The organism is Paenibacillus sp. VCA1, assembly GCF_031583795.1.
GTDB classification, from domain to species: Bacteria; Bacillota; Bacilli; order Paenibacillales; family Paenibacillaceae; genus Paenibacillus_AQ; species Paenibacillus_AQ albilobatus.
Genome location: NZ_JAVLSX010000010.1, coordinates 1 through 20,644 on the forward strand (window position 1 = coordinate 1; position 20,644 = coordinate 20,644).

Annotated in this window: 20 protein-coding genes, 2 tRNA genes and 1 pseudogene; 4 read left to right on the top strand and 19 right to left on the bottom strand. The window is 48.0% G+C overall.

The genetic code is table 11. The features are described 5' to 3' along the window. The 8 genes and pseudogenes from RJP21_RS21685 to RJP21_RS21720 all read right to left on the bottom strand — a co-directional run. A pseudogene (locus RJP21_RS21685) lies at positions 1-597 on the bottom strand (RNA-guided endonuclease TnpB family protein); the annotation flags it as partial. A gap of 4 nt (positions 598-601) precedes the next feature. Next, positions 602-1,000 carry an IS200/IS605 family transposase gene (tnpA, locus tag RJP21_RS21690; RefSeq protein ID WP_160044994.1) on the bottom strand — a complete coding sequence of 133 codons (399 nt, stop codon included), beginning with the start codon at positions 998-1,000 and terminating at the stop codon, positions 602-604. Positions 1,001-1,257: 257 nt separating this feature from the next. After that, a tRNA-Leu gene (locus RJP21_RS21695) sits at positions 1,258-1,342 on the bottom strand. Between the two features lie 344 nt (positions 1,343-1,686). Next, positions 1,687-2,166 (bottom strand): DUF6530 family protein, encoded by a 480-nt coding sequence (locus RJP21_RS21700; protein WP_310861156.1) that lies wholly within the window; start codon positions 2,164-2,166, stop codon positions 1,687-1,689. Positions 2,167-2,299: 133 nt separating this feature from the next. After that, positions 2,300-2,671, bottom strand: coding sequence for a GIY-YIG nuclease family protein (locus RJP21_RS21705; RefSeq protein ID WP_310861157.1), 372 nt, complete (start codon positions 2,669-2,671; stop codon positions 2,300-2,302). A 45-nt stretch (positions 2,672-2,716) separates the two neighbouring features. After that, positions 2,717-3,445 carry a vWA domain-containing protein gene (locus tag RJP21_RS21710; protein WP_310861158.1) on the bottom strand — a complete coding sequence of 243 codons (729 nt, stop codon included), beginning with the start codon at positions 3,443-3,445 and terminating at the stop codon, positions 2,717-2,719. 341 nt (positions 3,446-3,786) lie between these two features. Continuing rightward, positions 3,787-4,932 (bottom strand): AAA family ATPase, encoded by a 1,146-nt coding sequence (locus tag RJP21_RS21715; protein WP_310861350.1) that lies wholly within the window; start codon positions 4,930-4,932, stop codon positions 3,787-3,789. A 42-nt stretch (positions 4,933-4,974) separates the two neighbouring features. Then, entirely contained in the window at positions 4,975-5,454 is a 480-nt protein-coding gene (locus tag RJP21_RS21720) for a DUF6530 family protein (protein WP_310861159.1), read from the bottom strand. 688 nt (positions 5,455-6,142) lie between these two features. On the opposite strand from RJP21_RS21720, the gene RJP21_RS21725 reads away from it, so the two are divergent. The 3 genes from RJP21_RS21725 to rplD all read left to right on the top strand — a co-directional run bounded on the left by RJP21_RS21725 (position 6,143) and on the right by rplD (position 8,560). Then, entirely contained in the window at positions 6,143-7,180 is a 1,038-nt protein-coding gene (locus RJP21_RS21725) for a Cfr family 23S rRNA (adenine(2503)-C(8))-methyltransferase (RefSeq protein WP_310861160.1), read from the top strand. A 181-nt stretch (positions 7,181-7,361) separates the two neighbouring features. Further along, positions 7,362-7,625, top strand: coding sequence for a CD3324 family protein (locus RJP21_RS21730; RefSeq protein ID WP_310861161.1), 264 nt, complete (start codon positions 7,362-7,364; stop codon positions 7,623-7,625). A 335-nt stretch (positions 7,626-7,960) separates the two neighbouring features. Continuing rightward, positions 7,961-8,560, top strand: coding sequence for a 50S ribosomal protein L4 (gene rplD / locus RJP21_RS21735; RefSeq protein ID WP_397386260.1), 600 nt, complete (start codon positions 7,961-7,963; stop codon positions 8,558-8,560). Positions 8,561-8,820: 260 nt separating this feature from the next. Here the strand turns inward: rplD and RJP21_RS21740 are convergent, their stop codons facing one another. Next, complete coding sequence (locus RJP21_RS21740) at positions 8,821-9,486, bottom strand: NADPH-dependent F420 reductase (protein ID WP_310861163.1); 666 nt, start codon at positions 9,484-9,486, stop codon at positions 8,821-8,823. A gap of 77 nt (positions 9,487-9,563) precedes the next feature. Continuing rightward, positions 9,564-10,175 carry a TetR/AcrR family transcriptional regulator gene (locus tag RJP21_RS21745; RefSeq protein ID WP_310861164.1) on the bottom strand — a complete coding sequence of 204 codons (612 nt, stop codon included), beginning with the start codon at positions 10,173-10,175 and terminating at the stop codon, positions 9,564-9,566. Between the two features lie 530 nt (positions 10,176-10,705). On the opposite strand from RJP21_RS21745, the gene RJP21_RS21750 reads away from it, so the two are divergent. Further along, a complete protein-coding gene (locus tag RJP21_RS21750) occupies positions 10,706-11,884 on the top strand; it encodes an MFS transporter (RefSeq protein ID WP_310861165.1) in 1,179 nt (392 codons plus the stop codon). A 401-nt stretch (positions 11,885-12,285) separates the two neighbouring features. On the opposite strand, the gene RJP21_RS21755 is transcribed toward RJP21_RS21750, so the two are convergent. From RJP21_RS21755 to RJP21_RS21795, 9 genes are all read right to left on the bottom strand, one after another. Beyond that, positions 12,286-12,370, bottom strand: a tRNA-Leu gene (locus RJP21_RS21755). A gap of 297 nt (positions 12,371-12,667) precedes the next feature. Next, the gene (locus RJP21_RS21760) at positions 12,668-13,759 is read right to left on the bottom strand and encodes a carbohydrate ABC transporter permease (protein ID WP_310861166.1); all 1,092 of its coding nucleotides are present in this window, start codon (positions 13,757-13,759) and stop codon (positions 12,668-12,670) included. Beyond that, entirely contained in the window at positions 13,760-14,842 is a 1,083-nt protein-coding gene (locus tag RJP21_RS21765) for a carbohydrate ABC transporter permease (protein ID WP_310861167.1), read from the bottom strand. Positions 14,843-15,010: 168 nt separating this feature from the next. Beyond that, the gene (locus RJP21_RS21770; RefSeq protein ID WP_310861168.1) at positions 15,011-16,429 is read right to left on the bottom strand and encodes an ABC transporter substrate-binding protein; all 1,419 of its coding nucleotides are present in this window, start codon (positions 16,427-16,429) and stop codon (positions 15,011-15,013) included. Positions 16,430-16,762: 333 nt separating this feature from the next. Continuing rightward, on the bottom strand, positions 16,763-17,767 hold the full coding sequence (locus RJP21_RS21775; protein WP_310861169.1) for a LacI family DNA-binding transcriptional regulator: 1,005 nt from the start codon (positions 17,765-17,767) through the stop codon (positions 16,763-16,765). A gap of 180 nt (positions 17,768-17,947) precedes the next feature. Beyond that, positions 17,948-18,517: a spore coat protein gene (locus RJP21_RS21780; RefSeq protein ID WP_310861170.1), complete on the bottom strand. Its 570-nt coding sequence runs from the start codon at positions 18,515-18,517 to the stop codon at positions 17,948-17,950. Between the two features lie 130 nt (positions 18,518-18,647). Beyond that, positions 18,648-19,331, bottom strand: coding sequence for a hypothetical protein (locus RJP21_RS21785; protein ID WP_310861171.1), 684 nt, complete (start codon positions 19,329-19,331; stop codon positions 18,648-18,650). Then, positions 19,328-20,224, bottom strand: a complete 897-nt coding sequence (locus tag RJP21_RS21790) for an ABC transporter ATP-binding protein (RefSeq protein ID WP_310861172.1) — start codon at positions 20,222-20,224, stop codon at positions 19,328-19,330. The genes RJP21_RS21785 and RJP21_RS21790 overlap by 4 nt, the downstream gene beginning before the upstream one ends. Beyond that, positions 20,224-20,592 (bottom strand): GntR family transcriptional regulator, encoded by a 369-nt coding sequence (locus RJP21_RS21795; protein WP_310861173.1) that lies wholly within the window; start codon positions 20,590-20,592, stop codon positions 20,224-20,226. The genes RJP21_RS21790 and RJP21_RS21795 overlap by 1 nt, the downstream gene beginning before the upstream one ends. Positions 20,593-20,644 lie beyond the last annotated feature (52 nt).

The following is a 20,644-nucleotide window of genomic DNA, read 5'->3' on the forward strand; positions in this document are numbered from 1 at the left end:
ATGCTTTCTTCGTATGTACTTGTTTTGTCTGCCGTTTCCAAAGAATCGGGTTTTACCTGTAGAAGTTACAGAAACAGCAGGAACTTTTAAACCCAGATCAATCCCCATGATGTTTTCGTTGTTTGTTACACTTGTAGGCACTTCTACCGAAATTTGAGCGTACCATTTCCCTGACTTTTCAATGATACGCATCATTCCAAGTTTGGATTTTCTTAACAGCTCCATATCTCTACTCGTCGCTGTAGCACGAAACGTTGTTTTCTTCGTCTTTTCATCTACAACGATCGGGAAAGCAACTGTATTTTCGGTTACCGTGTAGTTTTGATTGTTAACGAAATATACAGGTTTTTTAAGAATGGGACGAACACCAAGTTTCTTGATTTTACTGAAAACACTTTTGGCATCTCGAATCGCTTGATTACAAACGGCAGAGGGAAGAATGGTTTCTACATCTTTTGTCGTCATTTTCGGAAATGCCCCCAGTTGTTCAGCCCGTTCGGTTAGTTGATTGACTACCCGAATGTACTCCTTTCCCAATTGAACTAGAATGGCTGGTTGATCAGGAAATATGCGTATCTTGACGGTTAAAACTTGCATGTGTTCACCCCCTTTTCTTTTGTTCTTCAACATAACGCTTTACTGTTTCGCTTGATACGTTTCCAGCTGTACTCACGAAAAAAGAACGTGTCCACAGACTAGGCAAATGAGCAAGATGCTCAAACTCCTGCCTTAATATTCGAGAGGTCACTCCTTTCACTTTTGCCATAACATCTGATGGAGAATCGGTGGGAAGACCGTTCAGGAACAGATGGACATGATCGGGCATAACTTCCATCGCCACAATAATCCAGTTATTCTGATGGCATATTTCAGCTAAAAGCTCCTTGAATCGAATTTCCACTTGATTTACTAACACTTTTCTTCGATAACGAGGGCAGAAAACAAAATGATAATTAATGAGAGATACTGTTGTAGCTGTACGTCTATATTCTTGTCCCATAAAACAATTGTATCAGTTTAATCATACAGCTACAACAATTAAACAAAAAGAAAAGCACACACGCACACGTGCTATGTGTTTGCCCTTCCCATCCCATGAAGGGATGTTCTGGCAAAGCCGTCTTTCATCCCACGATTAAAACCGTGGGCTTTCAGTCGGCAATTACTGTAATGAGCACCAGCTTAAATATTTTAAATAATAAAAAGGTTCCTGCGCTGCCTGAAAAGCAGATCAGAAACCTATTATTGATGACGTGATGCGGTCGAGAGGACTCGAACCTCCACGGGGGGTTAGCCCACACGGACCTGAACCGTGCGCGTCTGCCAATTCCGCCACGACCGCATAATTTATTGATGCTTTGTTTTGCAGCAACAGAATATATAATATATCAAATTTCTAGTAGTGTCAATAAGCATTTTATTTTCGTAAAACTTGGCATATCATTTCAAGTTTTGACGAAAATAGGCATGATGATGGAAATCGGATTTAGTAGAGGTTATCCTTGTAGTCTTTCTTCAGCAAATCCTCCAACCCGGGGATCGACATTTCTGCGCTCTGGCGTTCCCCCTGCTAAGCCTTTGTTCTTGCTAGAAAAGTGCAAAAAAGCTCGCAAACTGCTATGAAAGCAATCCGCGAGCTTTTTCTGCTGTAATGTGGTCGAGAGGACTGGAACCTCGGAAATCTTTTTAATATCCCATATCCTTTAATATTTTGGATAATGTGCGCAAACGCTCGCCGATCAGTTCATCATCGTCGCTAAGCGCTTGGCTGAACAGCTTAATATCATCATTAATTCTCTCATTGTCCGTGCATACGGCCAAGGTCATGGCATCCCCTTGCAAACCAACCCGATCGATAACAGGCTGTTGCGGGTCGTATAAATTTTCATAACGGTAGGCTTCGCGAAAATGTTCCAGAGTCCGGCAAATGAGAATGGACAAATCAAGAACACGATGGAGAGGCAGTTCTTCCGATTGTCTCGACCATTTTTCGCCCGTGTATCTCCACACCTTGGCCGAAATATCGACCTTGCCTCGATCGTTCCACTGGGCCAGCCCCAGGGAAAGACCTTTTGCGTCCGTATTCCCGGCCATTCGTCCATCAATCTTTTCATAATTTTCCGACACGACCACAGGTTTATGTTTTAACGTTGTAGGTATTTTCATCCTTCATTCCCTCATTCCGATTCCCAAATTTACTAATTTACTAAATGACGGTTTCATCTTATCTTGAAATTTACCGCGAGTCAAATCCGTTTTGATGGGATCCAATGAATGAGAATACCGTGCGAGCCTTATTTTATTTATGGATTTCATCCTTTGGCGGCTTATTATATCCTTTGTCTCCATAGGGCTGCAGCTTCTTGAGCCAAGGCTTCAAGATTTGTTTTTGCTCCCAGCGCATATCCGTTATCTTATCGGCTTCCTTCTGCTGCAGCACCTCATACGTGAATGCATCCGCTCCAAATTCCTTCCAATCCTTTTGAAGTTCCGCATTTGCGAATCTCCCTTGATCCAGCTGCATCCGAAGAGTAAACCACTTATTTTTCAAGTTGGGATAGCTGTCGATGTAGATTTTGCCGTTGATGTTGTTTTTGATTTGGGCAACGCCCATATAAGTCTTGATCTGTTGGAATTCCGCAAGCAGCTTCCTCCGCTTATTCATATCCATGTCTTTTGGTCTCTCCTCATTCAAGCGATTAAATATTCATGAAAACTACAAATACCGAGCGATAATCCGAACTAACTTTGCCGGGAACTCGCGCAAATTCGTAATGTCCAAAAATCTCTCATGTCCATAAATGTCACTAATGACATCCTTATCTTGACCGATGGCCGCGGCGAGAAATGCAATGCCTTTCCGTTCATATTGCTCTATGGTCTGCTGCAGATCAGCTATGGCGTAACCCCCGGTATAATCGTCCATCGCTTTCGGCTGTCCATCGCTGATGCTGATCAACAGCTTCGTCTGCTGCAATGAAACGGCTAACCGTTCCCCCATGATACGAAGGGCCATTCCGTCTCGGTTATTGCTTCTTCCCTGAATTCGCATCAGCCTGAATCGATCATTGGCATCCGGTTTATCAAAATCGGCGTAGGCAAAGATCGACATTTGTTCCATTTTGGAAACATCCGCGGTATCTCCATAGATTAATATAGGAATATTACAGATTTGACAAAATTCATACACCGCAATGACTGCTCGTTTGGCTGCTTCCAATCGCCCAAAAGCCGACATCGATGCCGACTCATCGACCCTTAGTCCCACCACCAGAGAAGGGGATTCCGATGGAGGACGTTTTTTGGCAAAATACCTAAAATCCCTGTAGGCGACACCGTCTGCTTGAAACCTGCTGCCATAGTAACGATTTCTTTCAAAATCGGAAGACGTTTCATGTTCCAGGAGCGGAAGCGTTTTTCTGGCAATTTCCTGCACGATCGGCATGAGTTCCTTGCTTAGAGTGATATATTCCGTTTGGGCTTTCTGGTCGTAATCCGGACGGTGCACAATGAGCTTCACTTTTTCATGAATGGAACCGGACACCGTCTTTCTTGCGGCTTGATTGAGTTTTTTACGGAAATCGCGTTCCTTTTGTATCGCATCCTCCGACATAGGTTCGGGATTGGCCTGATGATATTGCGGAGAACCGGTTTCTCCGGTATCCGTGCTTCTCATGTCGGTGGATTCATCGGAACCGCGGAAAGAGCTTTCTTCGCTGTCGGCAGACTTTTTTAGCGCGACCGCCTTTTCATCTTCCATTTTGTCATGATCAACAGCAGTGACGCCTACATCTCCCCATGTCTTGATTTCGATGGCGTCATCGTTGGATTTTCGTTTTTTTTTACCCCATCCGCAACAGTCTCTAAACGTGTTAGCAGACCGTGTTTTTCGAGGGCTTCTTCCAAAATTCTGATTTCCTCTGAATCGGTGGTTATTTTGTAAAGGACCTTATAATAAAGAGATTCTTTGGCCGAGGCTCCTCCCGCAACCGCATCCGTCCAGTAGAAAAAGGAACGCATTCCGGCCACGCCCTTGATGGCATTGGCCCGGGCAGCTGCATCCAAAATCATGATCGCATCGGCCAACACGCTCAATACCTCTTCGTCTTGATAACCGGTTTTCGCCATTGCGCGTTCGATCATGACTTCTTTGCCGGGCAAATCCATTTTCTCCGAGTGTTGGACCCTGTCGCGCAGGGCCTCATTAAGCGGCCTCGCTCCTGCATAATTGCGATTGGTTGTAATAACAGCGATGAAGTCCGGATGTCTGCGTATGATTTCGGTCGGGAGATTAATGCTCCCATCCAGTTCCAGTGCGGAGTTCAACGCCATGAGGACGGCGGCATCGCGAATGACGTTGGGTTCTTGAATTTCCAGAATATACCCGTTTTGATAGGCCCTGACGATCTCCGAGGGATAAAAACGATACTCCACGGCTTCGCCGTCCGTGTGTCTCTCGGCAAGCTTCATCAATTGCTTCATTTTTAAGGCTGCTTGTTCCTGGGTAACCCCCAATGCATCCATTAAAATCGCGGTTGCGCTTTGAAAACCATCGCTTTCATATAGTGCTCTCAAAACGCTCTGCTCTACCGGTTCCAGCTTCTCTAATTGCTCGGAAGAAATCACCGGCAAAATCGCGCCGATAATATCCGATTTGTCCATATCCGCAAAACAGGTCACTTTCGTATAAGGCAATCCGAAATTAGCCGATAATGCTTTCGCTAATTGGGTTTTGCCGGAACCTGCATCCCCTTCCAACAGAATGTTGGCGATTTTCAATTCCCCGCGATGCCAGTTCCGTTTCACTTCTTTGCTGATACGGCGTTCTTCCTCGCTGGTCTTATGGGATGCCGGCTTTTGCCAAACCAGCTTTTTTTCCGCATCGCTCAAGGGTCTCTTAGGCGACAAATAATACACTTCATCTGCTTGCATTGATTTTCTCTCCTCCATCCCCGTCATGATGCCGGGCCCGTATTAATACCCCATATCGTTTAATATTTTTGATAACGCGCGCAGGCGTTCGCTGATCATCTCTCCATTGTCGCTCAGCGCTTGGCTGAACAACTTGATATCTTCTTTAATCCTTTCGTTGTCCATACATACCGCCACGGTCATGGCGTCCCCTTGCAGGGCAACCCGGTCGATGACCGGCTGCTGCGGATCATACAAATGCTCATATCTGTATGCTTCCTGAAAATGCTCCAAGGACCGGCAGATCAGAATGGACATATCCAGAACGCGATGGAGAGGCAGCTCCTCCGATTGCCTTGACCATCGTTCTCCCGTGTATCTCCACACCTTGGCCGAAATATCAACTTTCCCTTCAGCGTTCCATTGGGCCAATCCGAGAGAGAGACCTTTGGCATCCGTGTTTCTTGCCGATCGCCCGTCAACCTTCTCATAATTTTCCGATACGACAACAGGTCTGTGTTTTAACGTTGCAGGCATTTTCATCTCTTCCACCTTTTAATTCACTAATTTACTAATATTACTGATTTACTAAATTACTGATTAGAATCTTATATTGAATTCCATCGCGAGTCAAGTCGTTTTTTTAATGTGGGTGGATTCCAAAGTTGAAAAGCGAAATGGGTTGTGCTACAATGCTGGTAATTTCATTTCGGGAGGCGATGGGAATAATGTAATATTTCTTGCTTATTTTACGATGATAAAACAAAATCTGTTTTATTTTTGTTAAGCAAGAAAGTTACTTATTCTCTTCACTCAAATCAATAACGTTCTCTAATCCATTCAATGGGATTAGATTTTAGTGTTTGTTTATTTGAGCTGCAAGAAAGGTAACTTTCTTGCAGCTCTTTGTGTTTTTAGAGGATTATTTCTAATTTGCAAAAAAATCGCCGTCAAAATCGGCGAAACCGTAATGTAAACCTTATTTCTTATTTTTTGAGGAGGCTGAAATACATGTTGGAGGTTGTAAATATTCATGTGAATCGTTCATTGTCCGTTGGTGCGGTTCACAATCAAACGAAACGGAAGCCGGAGCGTTATCCATCTATCGATCGATGCACGTAGCGACTGAAGCTGCAAGCATCATGGTTTTTCATATAGTTGGTTAATGTAAATGTGGAGCATCTTTTATTGGTGCTTACGGCATTTTCTCCGGCCCAAGAGGAGAAAAAACATGAAATCAACTTCAAAATACGAAATGATTCAACAGATATTAACCGACTTGAAACAACCGGCCTATCGGTTTCAACAAATTGCGGATGCGATCTTCAAGCAAAAAATCGGTGAATATGACAGGATGACCATCCTGCCCAAGGGTATAAGAAACGAATTAATCAAGCACCTTGGCGAACATGTTTTGAACTTAACCCCTGTCTTGCAAAAGACGTCCAGACAAGTGAATAAAGTGCTTTTTTCCATTGAAGGCGGCGAACGCATAGAGGCGGTTCAACTAAGCTATGAGCGCGGCTGGAAATCATACTGCATCTCCAGTCAGTGCGGATGCGGATACGGTTGCCGCTTCTGTGCTACAGGCACGATCGGACTGAAACGAAATCTAACCGCCGATGAAATTACCGATCAATTGTTATATTTTCATCTCCATGGTGAAGCCCTGGATAGCGTCTCGTTTATGGGCATGGGTGAGGCGCTGGCCAATCCTTATATCTTCGACACGCTTAAGATTCTAACCGATCCACGGACCTTCGGCTTGGGGCATCGACGAATTACCGTTTCAACCATTGGAATTTTGCCCGGGATCGATCGTCTGACAAAGGAATTTCCGCAGGTTAACCTGACCTTTTCGCTGCATTCCCCGTTCGACGAACAGCGGAGCGAGCTCATGCCCATTAACAATCGATTTCCGCTTCATGATGTGTTGAACAAGTTGGATCAGCATATTCGGGGTACAGGCAGAAAAGTATATATTGCCTATATCTTGCTTCGAGGACAAAACGATTCAAACGAACATGCGGAAGCCATTGCTGCTTTGCTAAAGGACAGAGGTCCTTGGGAACATTTGTATCACGTCAATTTGATCCCCTACAATTCAACCGACGTGACGCCTGAGAGCTTTCGCCAATCGGACAAAGAACGGGTTCGAAGGTTTGCCGGCATTTTAAAGTCAAAGGGAATCAAAGTCACTGTGCGAACTCAGTTCGGAACGGACATTGATGCGGCATGCGGTCAACTATACGGTCACAATAGTCAATGAGTTAACATCAAAACCTATCGGTCAAGGAGAATGAATGATGTCTCATCACAACGTTGCAATCACCCATGTTCAATTCCATGCAAAGACAGATATTTGGTGATATTTGCATGGAATAACATCATCACCAATCATGCTGGCTTTGCTGCTTGAGATTTTACATTTATTCAAGGAGTGAGTCTTCATGAGATATATTAACGCGAACGCAGTTCTCCCCAAGGAATTGGTCGAAAAATTGCAAAATTTTGTACAAGGCGAATACCTCTATATTCCGGCAATCAAAGATCAACATAAACCTTGGGGTGAATTGTCCGGTTTCCGGGAAGAAATTGATCGGCGAAATCGTGACATCATACAAGCTTATGCTTCCGGTGCTTCGATTCAAGAACTCGCAGAATCTTACTGCCTTTCGGTTTATGCCATCCGAAAAATCATTTACGCCAAATAAAAATTGCATATGTGCGCTATTGCCATCGACATGCCCAACTTCAGGGCTGCGGTGGCTTTTTTTAGGTTGATCTTTAAAGGTGATACCAAACGCTACAGAACCATGTTGTGTATAGTTTATGGGATTTCTGTCTGTTACCTTAATAACTATAGGTTCTTCTAAAATGTTGCAGGAAAAACGGGAGGTTTTAATGATGGATGCTATTGTAAATATACGAAAAACACCGCTTCAACAAGTTTTTATATTGAATAAAGCTTTTACGGTGATGCGGATACCCATTTCGTAGAAGTTCGGAACTGGAGGAGAATATATTGTTGAATGTCACGATTTTTAATATGGAAGGTATTGAGGTTGGCGAAATGGAACTTGAAGCATCCATTTTCGGCATCATTCCCAACGAACCGGTTATGCATGATGCCGTTGTCAATCATCTGGCAAATAAACGCAGAGGAACGCAATCCGCATTAACACGCGGTGAAGTTAGAGGCGGCGGCAGAAAACCGTATAAGCAGAATAAAATTGATAAATCCAGAGCAGGTTCTATTCGCATGCCTCATTGGCGGGGCGGAGGAGTCGTGTTTGCCCCCAAACCCCGCGACTACAGCTACAAGCTCAATAAAAAGGTGAAGCGGCTTGCTATAAAATCTGCATTGTCCAGCAAAGTTCAGAGCAAAAAATTCATTGTCGTCGACGAGATCAAGTTAGAACATTACAGGACGAAGACCATCGTAGCTATGCTTCATGCTCTTGGGGCGGATAAAAAGGTACTGATCGTTACGCCTTCTATAGATAACTTTGTGATGAAAAGCGCCAATAACATACCTGGTGTGGAAACCGCCGCAGCCGATTCCCTCAATGCATACCAAGTTCTGAAATGCGATCAATTCATCATCGCTAAAGACGCCGTCACGAGGATCACAGAAATGTACTCGTAAATAAGACAGAGACGGAAATGATGTCGAGTCTGTACGGACATGACTCCTGAGCTCTAAGACAATCCCAAAATCCCTTCTGCCCTGGTAGAGAACAACATCTGTTTTAAAAGCTCGCAAACTGCTATAAAAGCAATCTGCGAGCTTTTTCTAATGTGATGCGGTCGAGAGGACTCGCTCCTTCAAAGCATGAATATCGGATTCCCAACTGGCAATGGATAAGTACCAGGCCCGAAAATACTTCTTAAGCTGTTACGATTCTTTTATTTACTCAATGATTGATGAACAACCTTAAGGTTATATACAGGCGTTCCCAAAACCCCCCATAAGCTCATGCTAAAGGGTAAAATAGCCTCCGTTCCCCGCGCTGCTTTGATATCGCCCATATCGAGGATGGCACCGGATTTCCAACCAAACCATTGTTGCAGCCGTTCCTTTACCTCGTTTTTTGCATCATTGTCGTTTCCGCAGATAAACAGATTATGGTCGCCATCGGCAAGCTGAGTCGGATTGACCATCAAAGGCGCAGGCAGGGTATTCAAACCTTTTACAACCTTTACATCAGGGAAAGTCCTTTGGATCTGCTCCCCCAAAGAATCCGTATTGCTAACAAACAATACTGGAGGCATTCCTTGCGAAAAATCAAGCGGATTGGAAAGGTCGATCAAAATTTTTTTCCCAAGCTGTTCGCTTCCTGCCAGCTGCAGTGCCTCGATCGAGCCTGACCCACTCGTTGCATTAAACACGATTTCCCCGAACGCCGCGGCTTCCTTGAACGAACCGACCCAGGCATTTTCACCTGTCTTTTGCTGCCATTCTGTCAGCTTTTGCGGATCCCTTGTGCCAATCATAACTTGTTGACCCATCGCTGCAAGCTTGCCTGCAATCGTTTGTCCCACCTTACCTGATCCTAAAACTCCAATTTTCATCGATATTCCCATTCCTTTCGCTTCGCTCAAGAGCATAAACGGAATTGAATTCCGTCAGCCTTGGGCAATGTTTTTTGTCAAACCACATTATCAGGCGCAATAACAGTGCCGCCAAGCAGACGATGAATAATATCGGCCAGAGCTTGTTTTTTCTTGGCATATTCCTCTTCCGTCCAGGTAAAAATGCCACGGTCAAGCCAAAAAGAAACGCCCACTAGCAAAAATTCCGCCGCCAACTCCGGTTGCTGAGTACTGAACTCCCCTTTTTCCACGCCTTGCCGCACGATTTGTCTAACAAAAGGCAGCAGGCTCCGGATTTCGGCAACCATCCATTTCTGATGCAGACTGGTGTTGCTTTCAGTGTGCACGTATTCAAATACTGCCTCGTCCTGCTCATTTGCCAAAGCCTCGGTGAAAAGGTATAACAACTTCTCGGAAGCCTTCAAATCCGTACTGTCAACCAAACGTTGCACTTGCTCGAGCCGCGAAGCTAATGTGCGTTCACAGGCCGCATTGATTACCTCTTCTTTGGATTGAAAGTAGTAGTAGAACGTTCCTTGGGCGACTCCAATTTTTTTAACGATATCGCTGACCGACGTCTGTTCAAAACCTTTACTATTAAACAATTCCATCGCTGCGTTCAAAATTTCATCTCTACGTTCCTTCGGATTTTTCGTGATTCGCGGCATCGTAACGACTCCTTTTCATTCACTCCTGTTCTTGATTAAAATATACTCATTGACTGACTGCCAGTCAACAAGATGCAATCATTATATTATTTGACTGACTATCAGTCAATACTCGAATTTCAAAATTTGAAAAGGGATTAGACTCACGCGGGTGCCACTGAACAAAAGAGCCATTTCTTTATAAGAGCGGGAGATCGAGGTGAGTTGCCAAATCCACCCTTCTTATCAAGCCCGAAAAGCCAAGGCGTAGGTTGTAAGACGACGGGCAAGCGTTGCTTCCGCCAAGATTCGGCTCATCTCCTCCCGGCTAATTTTTAAACTACAGATCGTCTTTGTACAGCGGCTATGAATAACCTCGTTAGCGTTCCGACCGTTTTTTTGAAATATTCGGCATGTGAAGATCTACTATTCGGATCACTCCTGTTCGTTTTTTTAAAATTTTTAATTGACTGATAGTCAGTCTAAGATATAAACTTATTTCACAAAATGACTGACAGTCAGTCAAATAAAATGATAAGGAGAAATTCCCAATGAACAAAAGAACGATTTTATTTGTGCTTGGCCTCTCTGCCGCCATCGTGTCTCTTGCACAAAGCTTATACGTCCCTCTGCTCCCGGACCTGCAGCGGGATCTTCAAACTTCGTTGTCTTTGGTCAACCTCACTGTTACTTTATTCACGGTCGCGATGGCCGTCATGCAGGTTGTGCTTGGACCTGTCGTCGACCGTAACGGTCGCAGGAAAATTCTGATCCCCGGGATGATTATTTATGTATTAGCTACAGTAGGATGTATGTTTTCGTTTTCGATTGACATGTTGCTTATCTTTCGTGTGCTTCAGGGGATCGGCGCGGCCGCTGTACCCTTGGTTGCCGCAACGATGATCGGAGATGTATTTGAAGGTAAAGAGCGGGCCGAAAGCATGGCCACGTATCAAATGATTCTGGGTATCTCTCCTGCTGTTGGTCCGCTGATCGGCGGCTTGATCGGGTCGGTTGCCGGATACACTGGGGCTTTTGGCTTTGCGGCGGCCAGTGCTGTTCTCATTATGATTTTTGCCATCTTCATGTTACCGGAAACCAAACCGGCAAATTCATCAGTCAAAGGAACGCGGCCAGGGCTAAAGGCGTTTAGCCGAATTTTTAAAAGCAAAACCGGCAGGGTCGTCTTAATTAGCGGTTTTGTTCTGTATGACGTCTTTTACACGTTCATTGTATTCCTCCCTATGATATTGGAATCCCAATACGGCTTGGGTGCTGCAAAAATCGGCCTTTTTTCGCTCGCGCTAATGGCCTTCAATCTTGCCGGGAGTAAACTGAGCGGGAAGCTTCAAGCCAAGATCGGGTCTGTTAAAGCGCTGTTTTTGGCCGGTTCGCTTGTTATAATCAGTCTTGTCATTTTCATTTTTGCTGCCCAGCTTTCTCTTGTTTTATTGCTCGTCGCTTTGATGCTGACCGGGTTCGTGAGTGGACTGGCGATGCCTGCAATGCCTACCTTGCTGTCGGCGGAATTCGTTCAAGAGCGGGCGACCGCTATGGGAGTTTATAACTTTATCCGTTATCTCGGCATGGCGGCAGCGCCGATGATCGGCAGCGTCCTGTATCCCGCAGGCGGTACTTCCTTGTTGATCGGCATAACGGCTGTTTTTGTTGGAATAGCCGTAATCGCAACCCGTCGTTTATTATCATCGAAGGAAGAACAGACGGTTTGACCATTTTTTTAAACAAAACCAGTAAGCGGATGATCATAGTCGTAATCAGCCGCTTACTGGTGTTTTGTTATTACTCGCCGGGTTTGGTTGTCGTCGAACTATACAGTTTCGTGTTCCGCGGGACTTGTCGGTATACGGTGCACGGGAACTGCCTCCCTTCATCAACCCATTCCCGGCGTCAACATTCGTGATATCGAAGAATTGCGGATCCGAAATTTTGAACAGTTCGGCAAGCCTTGCAACAGTGCGTTCAAGATGGATTTGGTATTTTCGTTTTTGCCAATTGGGTATTATAAATTTTCTTAAGGTCATGCGTGTCACTTGGCAGATTCCATATATTCAAAAAAAGCTCCTGAATCATCGCAAGGATGAATTCAAGAGCTTTTTCTTTGTTGCTGTGATGCGGTCGAGAGGACTCGAACCTCCACGGGGGGTTAGCCCACACGGACCTGAACCGTGCGCGTCTGCCAATTCCGCCACGACCGCATATCGGTCATCGTCTTCGTCGAAAGTGTTCTTTCGCGGCGACAAGATAGATCATACCATGACAAGCCTATCAGCGTCAAGCATTTTTCGTCAAAAAGTTTTTAAGAATAAAAATAGCCAACCTTGTCCTCCGCAAATGCTCCATCCCTCTCTAATAAAAACAGGCACATCCGCAAAGCCCCCCGTTCCGGCGGCGCTTCCGGACATGCCCGTGTTTCTGATCATATGATACAAAACGCAAGTGCACTATCATTTCCGATTTACAGTTTGGCGGGAACTTCGTCCCTTTTTACCCGTTTATCCTTTTACCGAACCGCCCATCAAACCTCTGACGAAATATTTTTGCAGCAGGAAGAAAATCGCCAGCGGCATCAGCATTGAGATGAAGGCGGCCGAGGTCAGCAGATGCCAGTCGTTTCCGCGCGAGCCGACCAGGTCGGCGATCTTCATCGACATCACCTGCACGGCCGGCTGGTTGCCGATAAAAATGAGCGACACCAAATAATCGTTCCATACCCAGAGGAACTGGAAAATGCCGATCGAAGCAAGCGCAGGCACGGACAAAGGCAAAATCAGCCTGCTGAAAATGGTAAAATGGCTTGCCCCGTCGATAAACGCGGATTCGAACAAATCCTTCGGCAGCTGGCTGATAAAGTTATACATAAAATAGGTGACAAGCGGCAGTCCGAAAGCCGAATGCGCCAGCCAAATGCCGAGATAGCTGCCGTTCAGGCCCAGCCCGGTAAAATCCTTCAGCACGGGAATCAGCGCCACCTGCAGCGGCACGACCAGCATCGCGATGATGACCGCAAATATCGTTTTCCGGCCGGGAAAACGCAGCCAGGCGAAGGCGTAAGCGGCAAACGAAGCGATCAGGATCGGAATGACCGTAGCCGGAATGGCGATTGTCAGCGTGTTCCAGAACGCTTGCGAAAGCCCCGTTCCTTTTTCCTTCGTTTCGCTGCCGTCCGGTCCTTTCAGCGTATATTCTTTGCCGGAAATGACGTTTTTGTAGTTGTCGAGCGTCAGCGTGGTGCTGGCCACCCAGCCCGGCTTCTGCACGCTGATTTCGCGGCTTCTGCGGTTTTCCCAAATGAGGCGCTCGTCACCCGACTTTACGCCCGCTTTCAGCTGGTCGTCGGAGTAGGTTTTGCCGTTCACCTCGATCGGCTGGCGCAGGTCCACGTCTTTGGACAGCTTGATCGTATCCGTCGTTTTCCATTCCTGATGCGGGAACACCTTCCACCAGCCGGTCTGAAGAATATCCGCGGCGGGTCTGAAGGAAGAAATCAGCAGGCCCACGGTCGGAATGAGCCAAATGAAGCAAATGATGCCGAGGACGAGGTTGACGAGCCACTTTTTGCCCTTTTTCTTTGTTCTTCCGGCCATTTAGAATCCCCCCTGCTTGCGGATTTGGCGAAGGTTGAAGTAGATCACAGGCAGCACCGCGATCAGGAGCACAATCGCCAGCGTCGAACCGTAACCGAAGTTGCGGTACATGAAAAACTGCCGGTAGAACTGCGTCGCCACCACTTCGGTGTCGTATTGGCCGCCCGTCATGACCATGACGACGTCGAATATTTTCAGCGTGAACACGATAATCGTCGTCGTGACCGTCAGCAGCGTGGTCGAGATATACGGAATGATGATGCGGAAAAATATGCGGATCTCCCCCGCCCCGTCCACGCGGGCCGCTTCCAGGATGTCGTCGGGAACGCCTTTGATCGCCGCCGAAAAAATAACCATCGCAAAGCCTGTCTGCATCCAAATGAGGATGATGATCAGGAAAAAGTTGTTCCATGGCTGAAGCATGGTCACCCAGGCCTGCGGCTCGCCCCCGAAAGCGATGACGATCGCGTTCAAGAGGCCGATCTGCTCGGTGCCGGGCTGGTAATAATAGACGAATTTCCAAATGACGCCCGCAGCCACAAAGGAAATGGCCATCGGCATGAAAATAATCGATTTTGCGATCCGCTCATAACTGCTCCGGTCCGCAAGAATGGCGATGAGCAGCCCGAAAGCCACGCAGGCCAGCGTGCCGACGAATACCCACAGCAGGTTGTTGCGCAAAGCAGTCGCGAGCAGCCGGTCGCTGAAAATCGCCAGGTAGTTGCCCAGACCGACGAACTTATCAGAAGATGCATTAAAAAAGCTTAAATACAGCGTCCGCAGCGCCGGCAGCACCAGCAGCCAGCCCAGCAGAAGCACCGCCGGCCCGATAAAAACAAACGGCAAAATCCGGCGGCTGATGTGCTCCGGAAATTGCTCCGTCGCCCAACTGAACGAAAGATACAGCAAATAAACGCCCGCGACTCCCCATAGAACCGCCAACAGCGCCGTCAGCAGCGGATTCAGCGTCGAATCCCGGAAAAACCAAAAGATGACGCCATGAACGAGAAGATTAAGCAGCAGCACCGCGACAAAGAGCAGTACGGCTATCAGGCTGAATTTGGTTTTGGCTTGCGTATTCATAAGTCATTCCTGCCCTTCGATATCCGACATCCCTTTCAGCGTTGGCACGCCTAGCGGAACGGGTTAAGCCCTTGAGGGGAATGATCGGACTAGAATTCTTTCAAAAAAAGGGGCGGCCGTCGGCCGACTACCGCCCCTTCCCGTCGATTAAATCACAATAAATTGCCGTTATTTGCTGTCCCAGCCCTTTTGAATCTGCTTCAATGCTTCGTCAAGGTTGACCGTTCCGCTAACGTAGTCGGTCATGCCTTTCCAGAAGGAGCCTGCGCCGACTTTGCCCGGCATCAGGTCGGAGCCGTCGAAGCGGAGCGTTGTTGCGTCCTGGACGAGTTTCGCCATCCGTCTGTCGGATTCGGAGTTGTACCAGTCGAGCGATGCGTCGTTCATCGGAGCGATGACGCCGCCGGATTGCACCCAAGTTTTGATGGACTCGCCCGTCGTGAAAAACTCCATGACGGCGCGCACTTCCGGACGGTCGTTAAACATCGCGTAAATGTCGCCCGCCACGAGCACCGGTTTGCCGTATTTCTCGTCGATCGGCGGCAGATAGAACCAGTCGTAGTCCTGGTCCACTTTCGCGGTTTCAGGGAAGAAGCTGGTAATGAAGTTGCCCGTCAGGTTAAACCAAGCTTTCGGCGGATTTTCGAACATCGGCTTCGGCGCATCGCCAAAGGCCGTCGTCACGATCGATTTGGTGCCGCCGTACACGTAATCCTTGTTCAACCAGATTTTGGACATGATTTCGAAAGCGTTTTTGACCTCAGGCGAAGTGAACGGGAGCTCGCCCTTGACCCATTTGTCGTAGTTTTCCGGCGAAGTCGTGCGCAGCATGATGTTTTCGATCCAGTCGGTTCCCGGCCAGCCGGTGGCCGCGCCGCTTTCGATGCCGATCGCCCATGCAGGATCTCCGTCCTTGGCGATTTGCTCGGTCAAGGCCATCATCTCATCCCAAGTCTCCGGCACTTTGTATCCCGCTTCGTCAAACTGCTTTTTCGGATACCAGACAAGGCTTTTTACGTTGCTGCGGTTCCAGATGCCGGCCATGATCTTGCCGTCTTTGCCGTCCATGGTCCCCATGTCCAGCCAGCTTTGATTGTAATTTTTCTTCAGCTTCTCCTGATCGAGAATGTTCGTCAGATCGACGACTTTGCCGGTTTTCGCGATCGAGGCGAGCAAGCCCGGCTGCGGGAAGTCGGCGATATCCGGCGCGTTTCCGCCGTCGACGCGGACGTTGATCGTCGCTTCGAACTCCTTGGAGCCTTCATACTGGATGTCGATGCCCGTTTTTTCCTCGAAATCCTTGATGCTTTCTTCGAATTTCTTCTTGTCGACGTCGACGAACGGTCCGAACATCGTCACTTTCGTGCCCTTATACTTGCCCTGCATCGCCAGCTCCAGCGGCGATCCATCTTTGCCGGTTTCAGGCGGTGTGGTGGTCTCGATCGTTTCTTTATTGTCTCCCCCGGAGGCTGCAGGCTCTTTCGTCGGCCCCGCATCTCCCGAACCGCCGCAAGCGCTCAGCATCATCGTAAAGGAAAGGCAAAGCGAAAGCAGCAGCGAGGTTTTGGCTTTTTTTGCTCTTGTCATACTCAAACATCCCCTTTTTATATTAGGCTGAAAAACATCGGTTGAAATTTGCCCGTGCGCAGTTGAAATTTTTCGCGAAAATCGGCCGGTAACGGCGGCCCCCAACCCCGCAACTATTATGAACCAATGCAGCGGATGCGCGGATCACCTCCTTGCAGAATCAAGGATATTTTCAAAATACAGCGTTTTCATAAAGACGAGGAACATAAAAGGAACAAAATGATACATGTTCTTGAATTCATTGTTATGCGAACTATGTTTATTACCCGGCTGCGGCGGAAGCGAAAACAAACTTCGCTTTGAAAAGCTTTTCAAACCGGCGCCGCAAAACCCTCATTTTTCCCGCGAGGACTCCCTGACAATCAATTTATGCTCCATCTTTTCCCTTAGAACCTCGACCTTGCCCGTCGTCACCAATTCGTGAAGCTTCTCGGCCGCGCGGTATCCCATGTCGTACATCGGCTGCGCGATCGTCGTCAGCTTCGGAATGAACATGCTCGCAAACCGCAGGTTGTCGAAGCCGACCACCGATACCTGTCCGGGAACCAATATGTTGCGGTCTTTCAAATACGAAATGACGCCCATCGCAAATTCGTCGGCCACGCAAAATACGGCTGTCAGCTCGGGGTATTCCGTAAACAGTTCATGCGCCGCCTGATAGGCTTGTTCGAACCTGTGAGCGGCTCCCTTCACCTTTTTCACGTTCCCGTCCAGTCCGGCTTCCATCATCGCTTTGGCGAATCCCTGGAATCGGGGAGGGCCGGAAATGGAATTTTCGTGGTCGAAGCCGATCATTCCGATTTCCCGGTGGCCAAGCTCGACGAGAAATTTCGCCGCGTCGTAAGCCGCCTTCTCGTCGTCAATCTCCACGCAGGGAACCTCGAATTCATCGGAACGGGTCGACAGCAGCACGAACGGAATTTTGCAGCGGACAAGTTTTTCGTAATACTCCGGAAACATCATGTCGCTTGCGAACACGATTCCGTCCACCTGCTTTTCGTGAAAAGCGTCGATGTACGACAGCAGCCGATGCCGGTCCCTGTCCGTGTTGCAGATCATCAGGCTGTACCCCAGCTTGATGCATGCATCCTGCATGCCCCGGATGATGCCGGTGTAGAATACGTTTTCGATATCCGGAATCAGCAGGCCGAAAGTAAAGGATTTGTTGTAAATCAGTCCGCGCGCAAACGAATTCGGCTGATATTGAAGTTTCTCAATCGCCTCCAAAACGCGGATCCTTTTGCTCTCGTTGACCGACTCAGGCGCATTCATCACCCGGGAAACGGTGCTGATGGATACCTCCGCCATTTTGGCAACATCTCTAATTGTTGGCTTCATCGTCAAAACTTCCTTTACAAGAAAACCTTTTCAAGGCGATTATAGCAAGGGATTTTATCATTGGCAATACATTTTTTGAAGCGCTTACAACCTTCGGGAGTCCTCTTCCCTCAAACGCAAAAAAGGCCCCGTATATGGGACCTTGGCATGACCGCCGTGAAAACACGCTGCGCAAATGCTTCAGCTATACAGCCGGCCCGGCTGATGTTCCGGCACCGATTTGTACATTTGCTGCATCGGCTGCAGCACGTCCTGCGAAGCGGGAGCGGTCGCATAGTAACCTCTGGAAGCCATGTACTGCCATACTTCGAAGGCTTGATGCGAGCACATTTGGAACGCGCTTTCCAAAAACGAGCGGAGCTGCGGCGTGGAGCATTCGAAGGCGGACCAGGCATATTCACGGCCGGCGCGTTTTAACGTCAGCAGGTACGAAGTCGCGATCGCGCGGTCGTCCAGCTGATGAAGCTTGACCTGCGGCTGCAGCGGCGGATACGGCTGCGGATTCATCGTCGGCATCGGCGGATTCATCGGCATGGACGGAACGTTGAGCCGATCCGGCGAACTGAAGCGGTTTGCGTATTCGACCTTCATGTTATAGTCCTGGACATGCACGGCATAGTGGCGGGAAATCATGTTCCTTAACACGGGATCCGTCGCCTGATCGATGAAAAGCGCCATGCTTTGGATGGAATTCGTGCAGCTGAGAAGCAGCTCGTTGAGCTCATGGGCTTCGTGTGAACCTAAAGGCATCGTTTATTCTCCTTTGCAATTTCTGGATCGAGTTACCGTCCTATAAATTTCGCTTTTTATCTGGAAATTATGCATGTGATCAGCCACAATGCTCTGGTGCACGGCTGCTTAGACTTAGCTCCTTTGCTTCTTAAACGGTCGCCCGGCGAATCATCGCATAAGACAACAACGCGTAAACAGCGGCAATCGGAGCCAACCAGATGAAGAGGTTCAAGTAATGATCCGCAATCCAGCCGAACATGTCAAGCCAAAGACCGTAGTACGTCAATGCGAGGCTGGCAACGCTCGACAGGATGAAAAGCGCCGCAAAAAACACGAACAATCCGGTCCTTTTAAATCGGCGGTAGATGCTCGAAATGACCATGCCAAGAAAAAACATGTGCACCATCAGAATAAAGTATATGCCAAGCCGACCGATTGAGGAGGTACCGTTCATAAAGGGAAAGTTGAAGTAAGAGAGATGGACGCCCCATCCATCGGACATTTTCTCCACAATGGAAAGGAGGAACAGGGCAATGCCCGAAGCGGCGCTAACCAGCAGCCCCATGAAGCTCGTGCCCGCAAAAAAATCCATTCTTCGCACGTTCATCCCAAGCGCAAACAGAAAGGTCTGCCCCTGTATAATCAAGCTGCATACGAACATATAAGCATAAATGGAGATGATGCCGCCTGAATAGAAATTTTCCTCTCCTCCGGTCAAAAAGCCGATGAACACGTTCACCGCAAAACTGAACAACAATATGATCCACGGGATATAAACCCAGTTCCATTTGTCTTTCCAAAGCATTTTCATGACTCCAGTCATCCGATTCATCCGAGTTCAGCCACCTTTCCGCTTGATTTGCCATTCGTTAAATGAACGATGAGCTGCTGCAGCGATACGGGAACAAGTTCGATGCCTTGCGATTCAGCCTGCCGCCGATCCGCTCCGCTCAATTCCCCCAGCACGGACACCGACGCCAGCCCGCCGATCGACTCTTGATGAATAAGCTGTTTCCCTGCCGCAAAAGCGTTGACGGCAGCCGTAGAACCTACCGCGGTAAAAGCTTTGCCCCTTAGGCTGTCAGTCTCTTCGTCCAGCAAAATCTTTCCGTTATCGATGAGAATCACGTGTTCCAGCATATTGCTGACCTCGTCGATCAAATGCGTGGATAAAATGACCGTCCGCGGATGTTCCGCATAGTCTTCGATTAACCGTTCATAAAAGAGGTTTCGCGCAACCGCATCCAGCCCGAGATACGGTTCGTCGAAAATGGTCAGCGGCGCGCGGCTGGCGAGGCCCACAATGATGCCGACGGAGGAAAGCATGCCTCTGGACAGCCTTTTCATTCTGCGTTTAACCGGCAGCCGGAAATCTTCGATGAGCTGCTCCGCAAAATTTTGATCCCAGTTCGGGTAAAGGGACGCCGCAACGTCGAGCACGTCCGCAATCCGGAAAAAGTCCGGATATCTCTGGCTTTCTTTAATAAAGCTGAGGCGCGTCAATACCCGGTTGTTTTCGTAAGGATTTTCGCCGAACACCTTCAGCTCCCCGCCCGACGGAAACAGCTGGGCCGTGATCATGTGCATGATCGTCGTTTTTCCGGCACCGTTTCTGCCAAGCAGGCCGTATATTTTATTTTCCTCGATCGCAAAACTCACGTCTTTGATGACGGTTTCGCTGCCGTATGTTTTATTGAGCCGGTTTACCTCTACGATGCGATTCATTATGTTTCATCCCCTCTCCGAACCATGTCGGTTAATTGGTCGATCGTAATGCCAAGCTTTTTCGCTTCTTGCACCATCGTAATGACATACTGCTCGTAAAATTGTTCCTTCCGCTTCTCGATCAACGTCTCCCTTGCTCCGGTCGCCACAAACATGCCGATCCCCCTCTTCTTGTACAGAATGCCTTGATCCACCAGAAGATTCACTCCCTTCGCTGCTGTAGCGGGGTTAATCTGGTAAAAGGAAGCAAACTGGTTTGTCGAAGGGACCTGCGACTCCTCCGGCAGCCCTTCGGCAATGATATCGTCTTCGATCTTCTCTGCGATTTGTATAAAAATCGGACGGCCGTCATCCATAATAGGCCCCATTTCTCCACCACCTGACTGGTTAATTACTCAAGTAACTAACCTCAATATATTT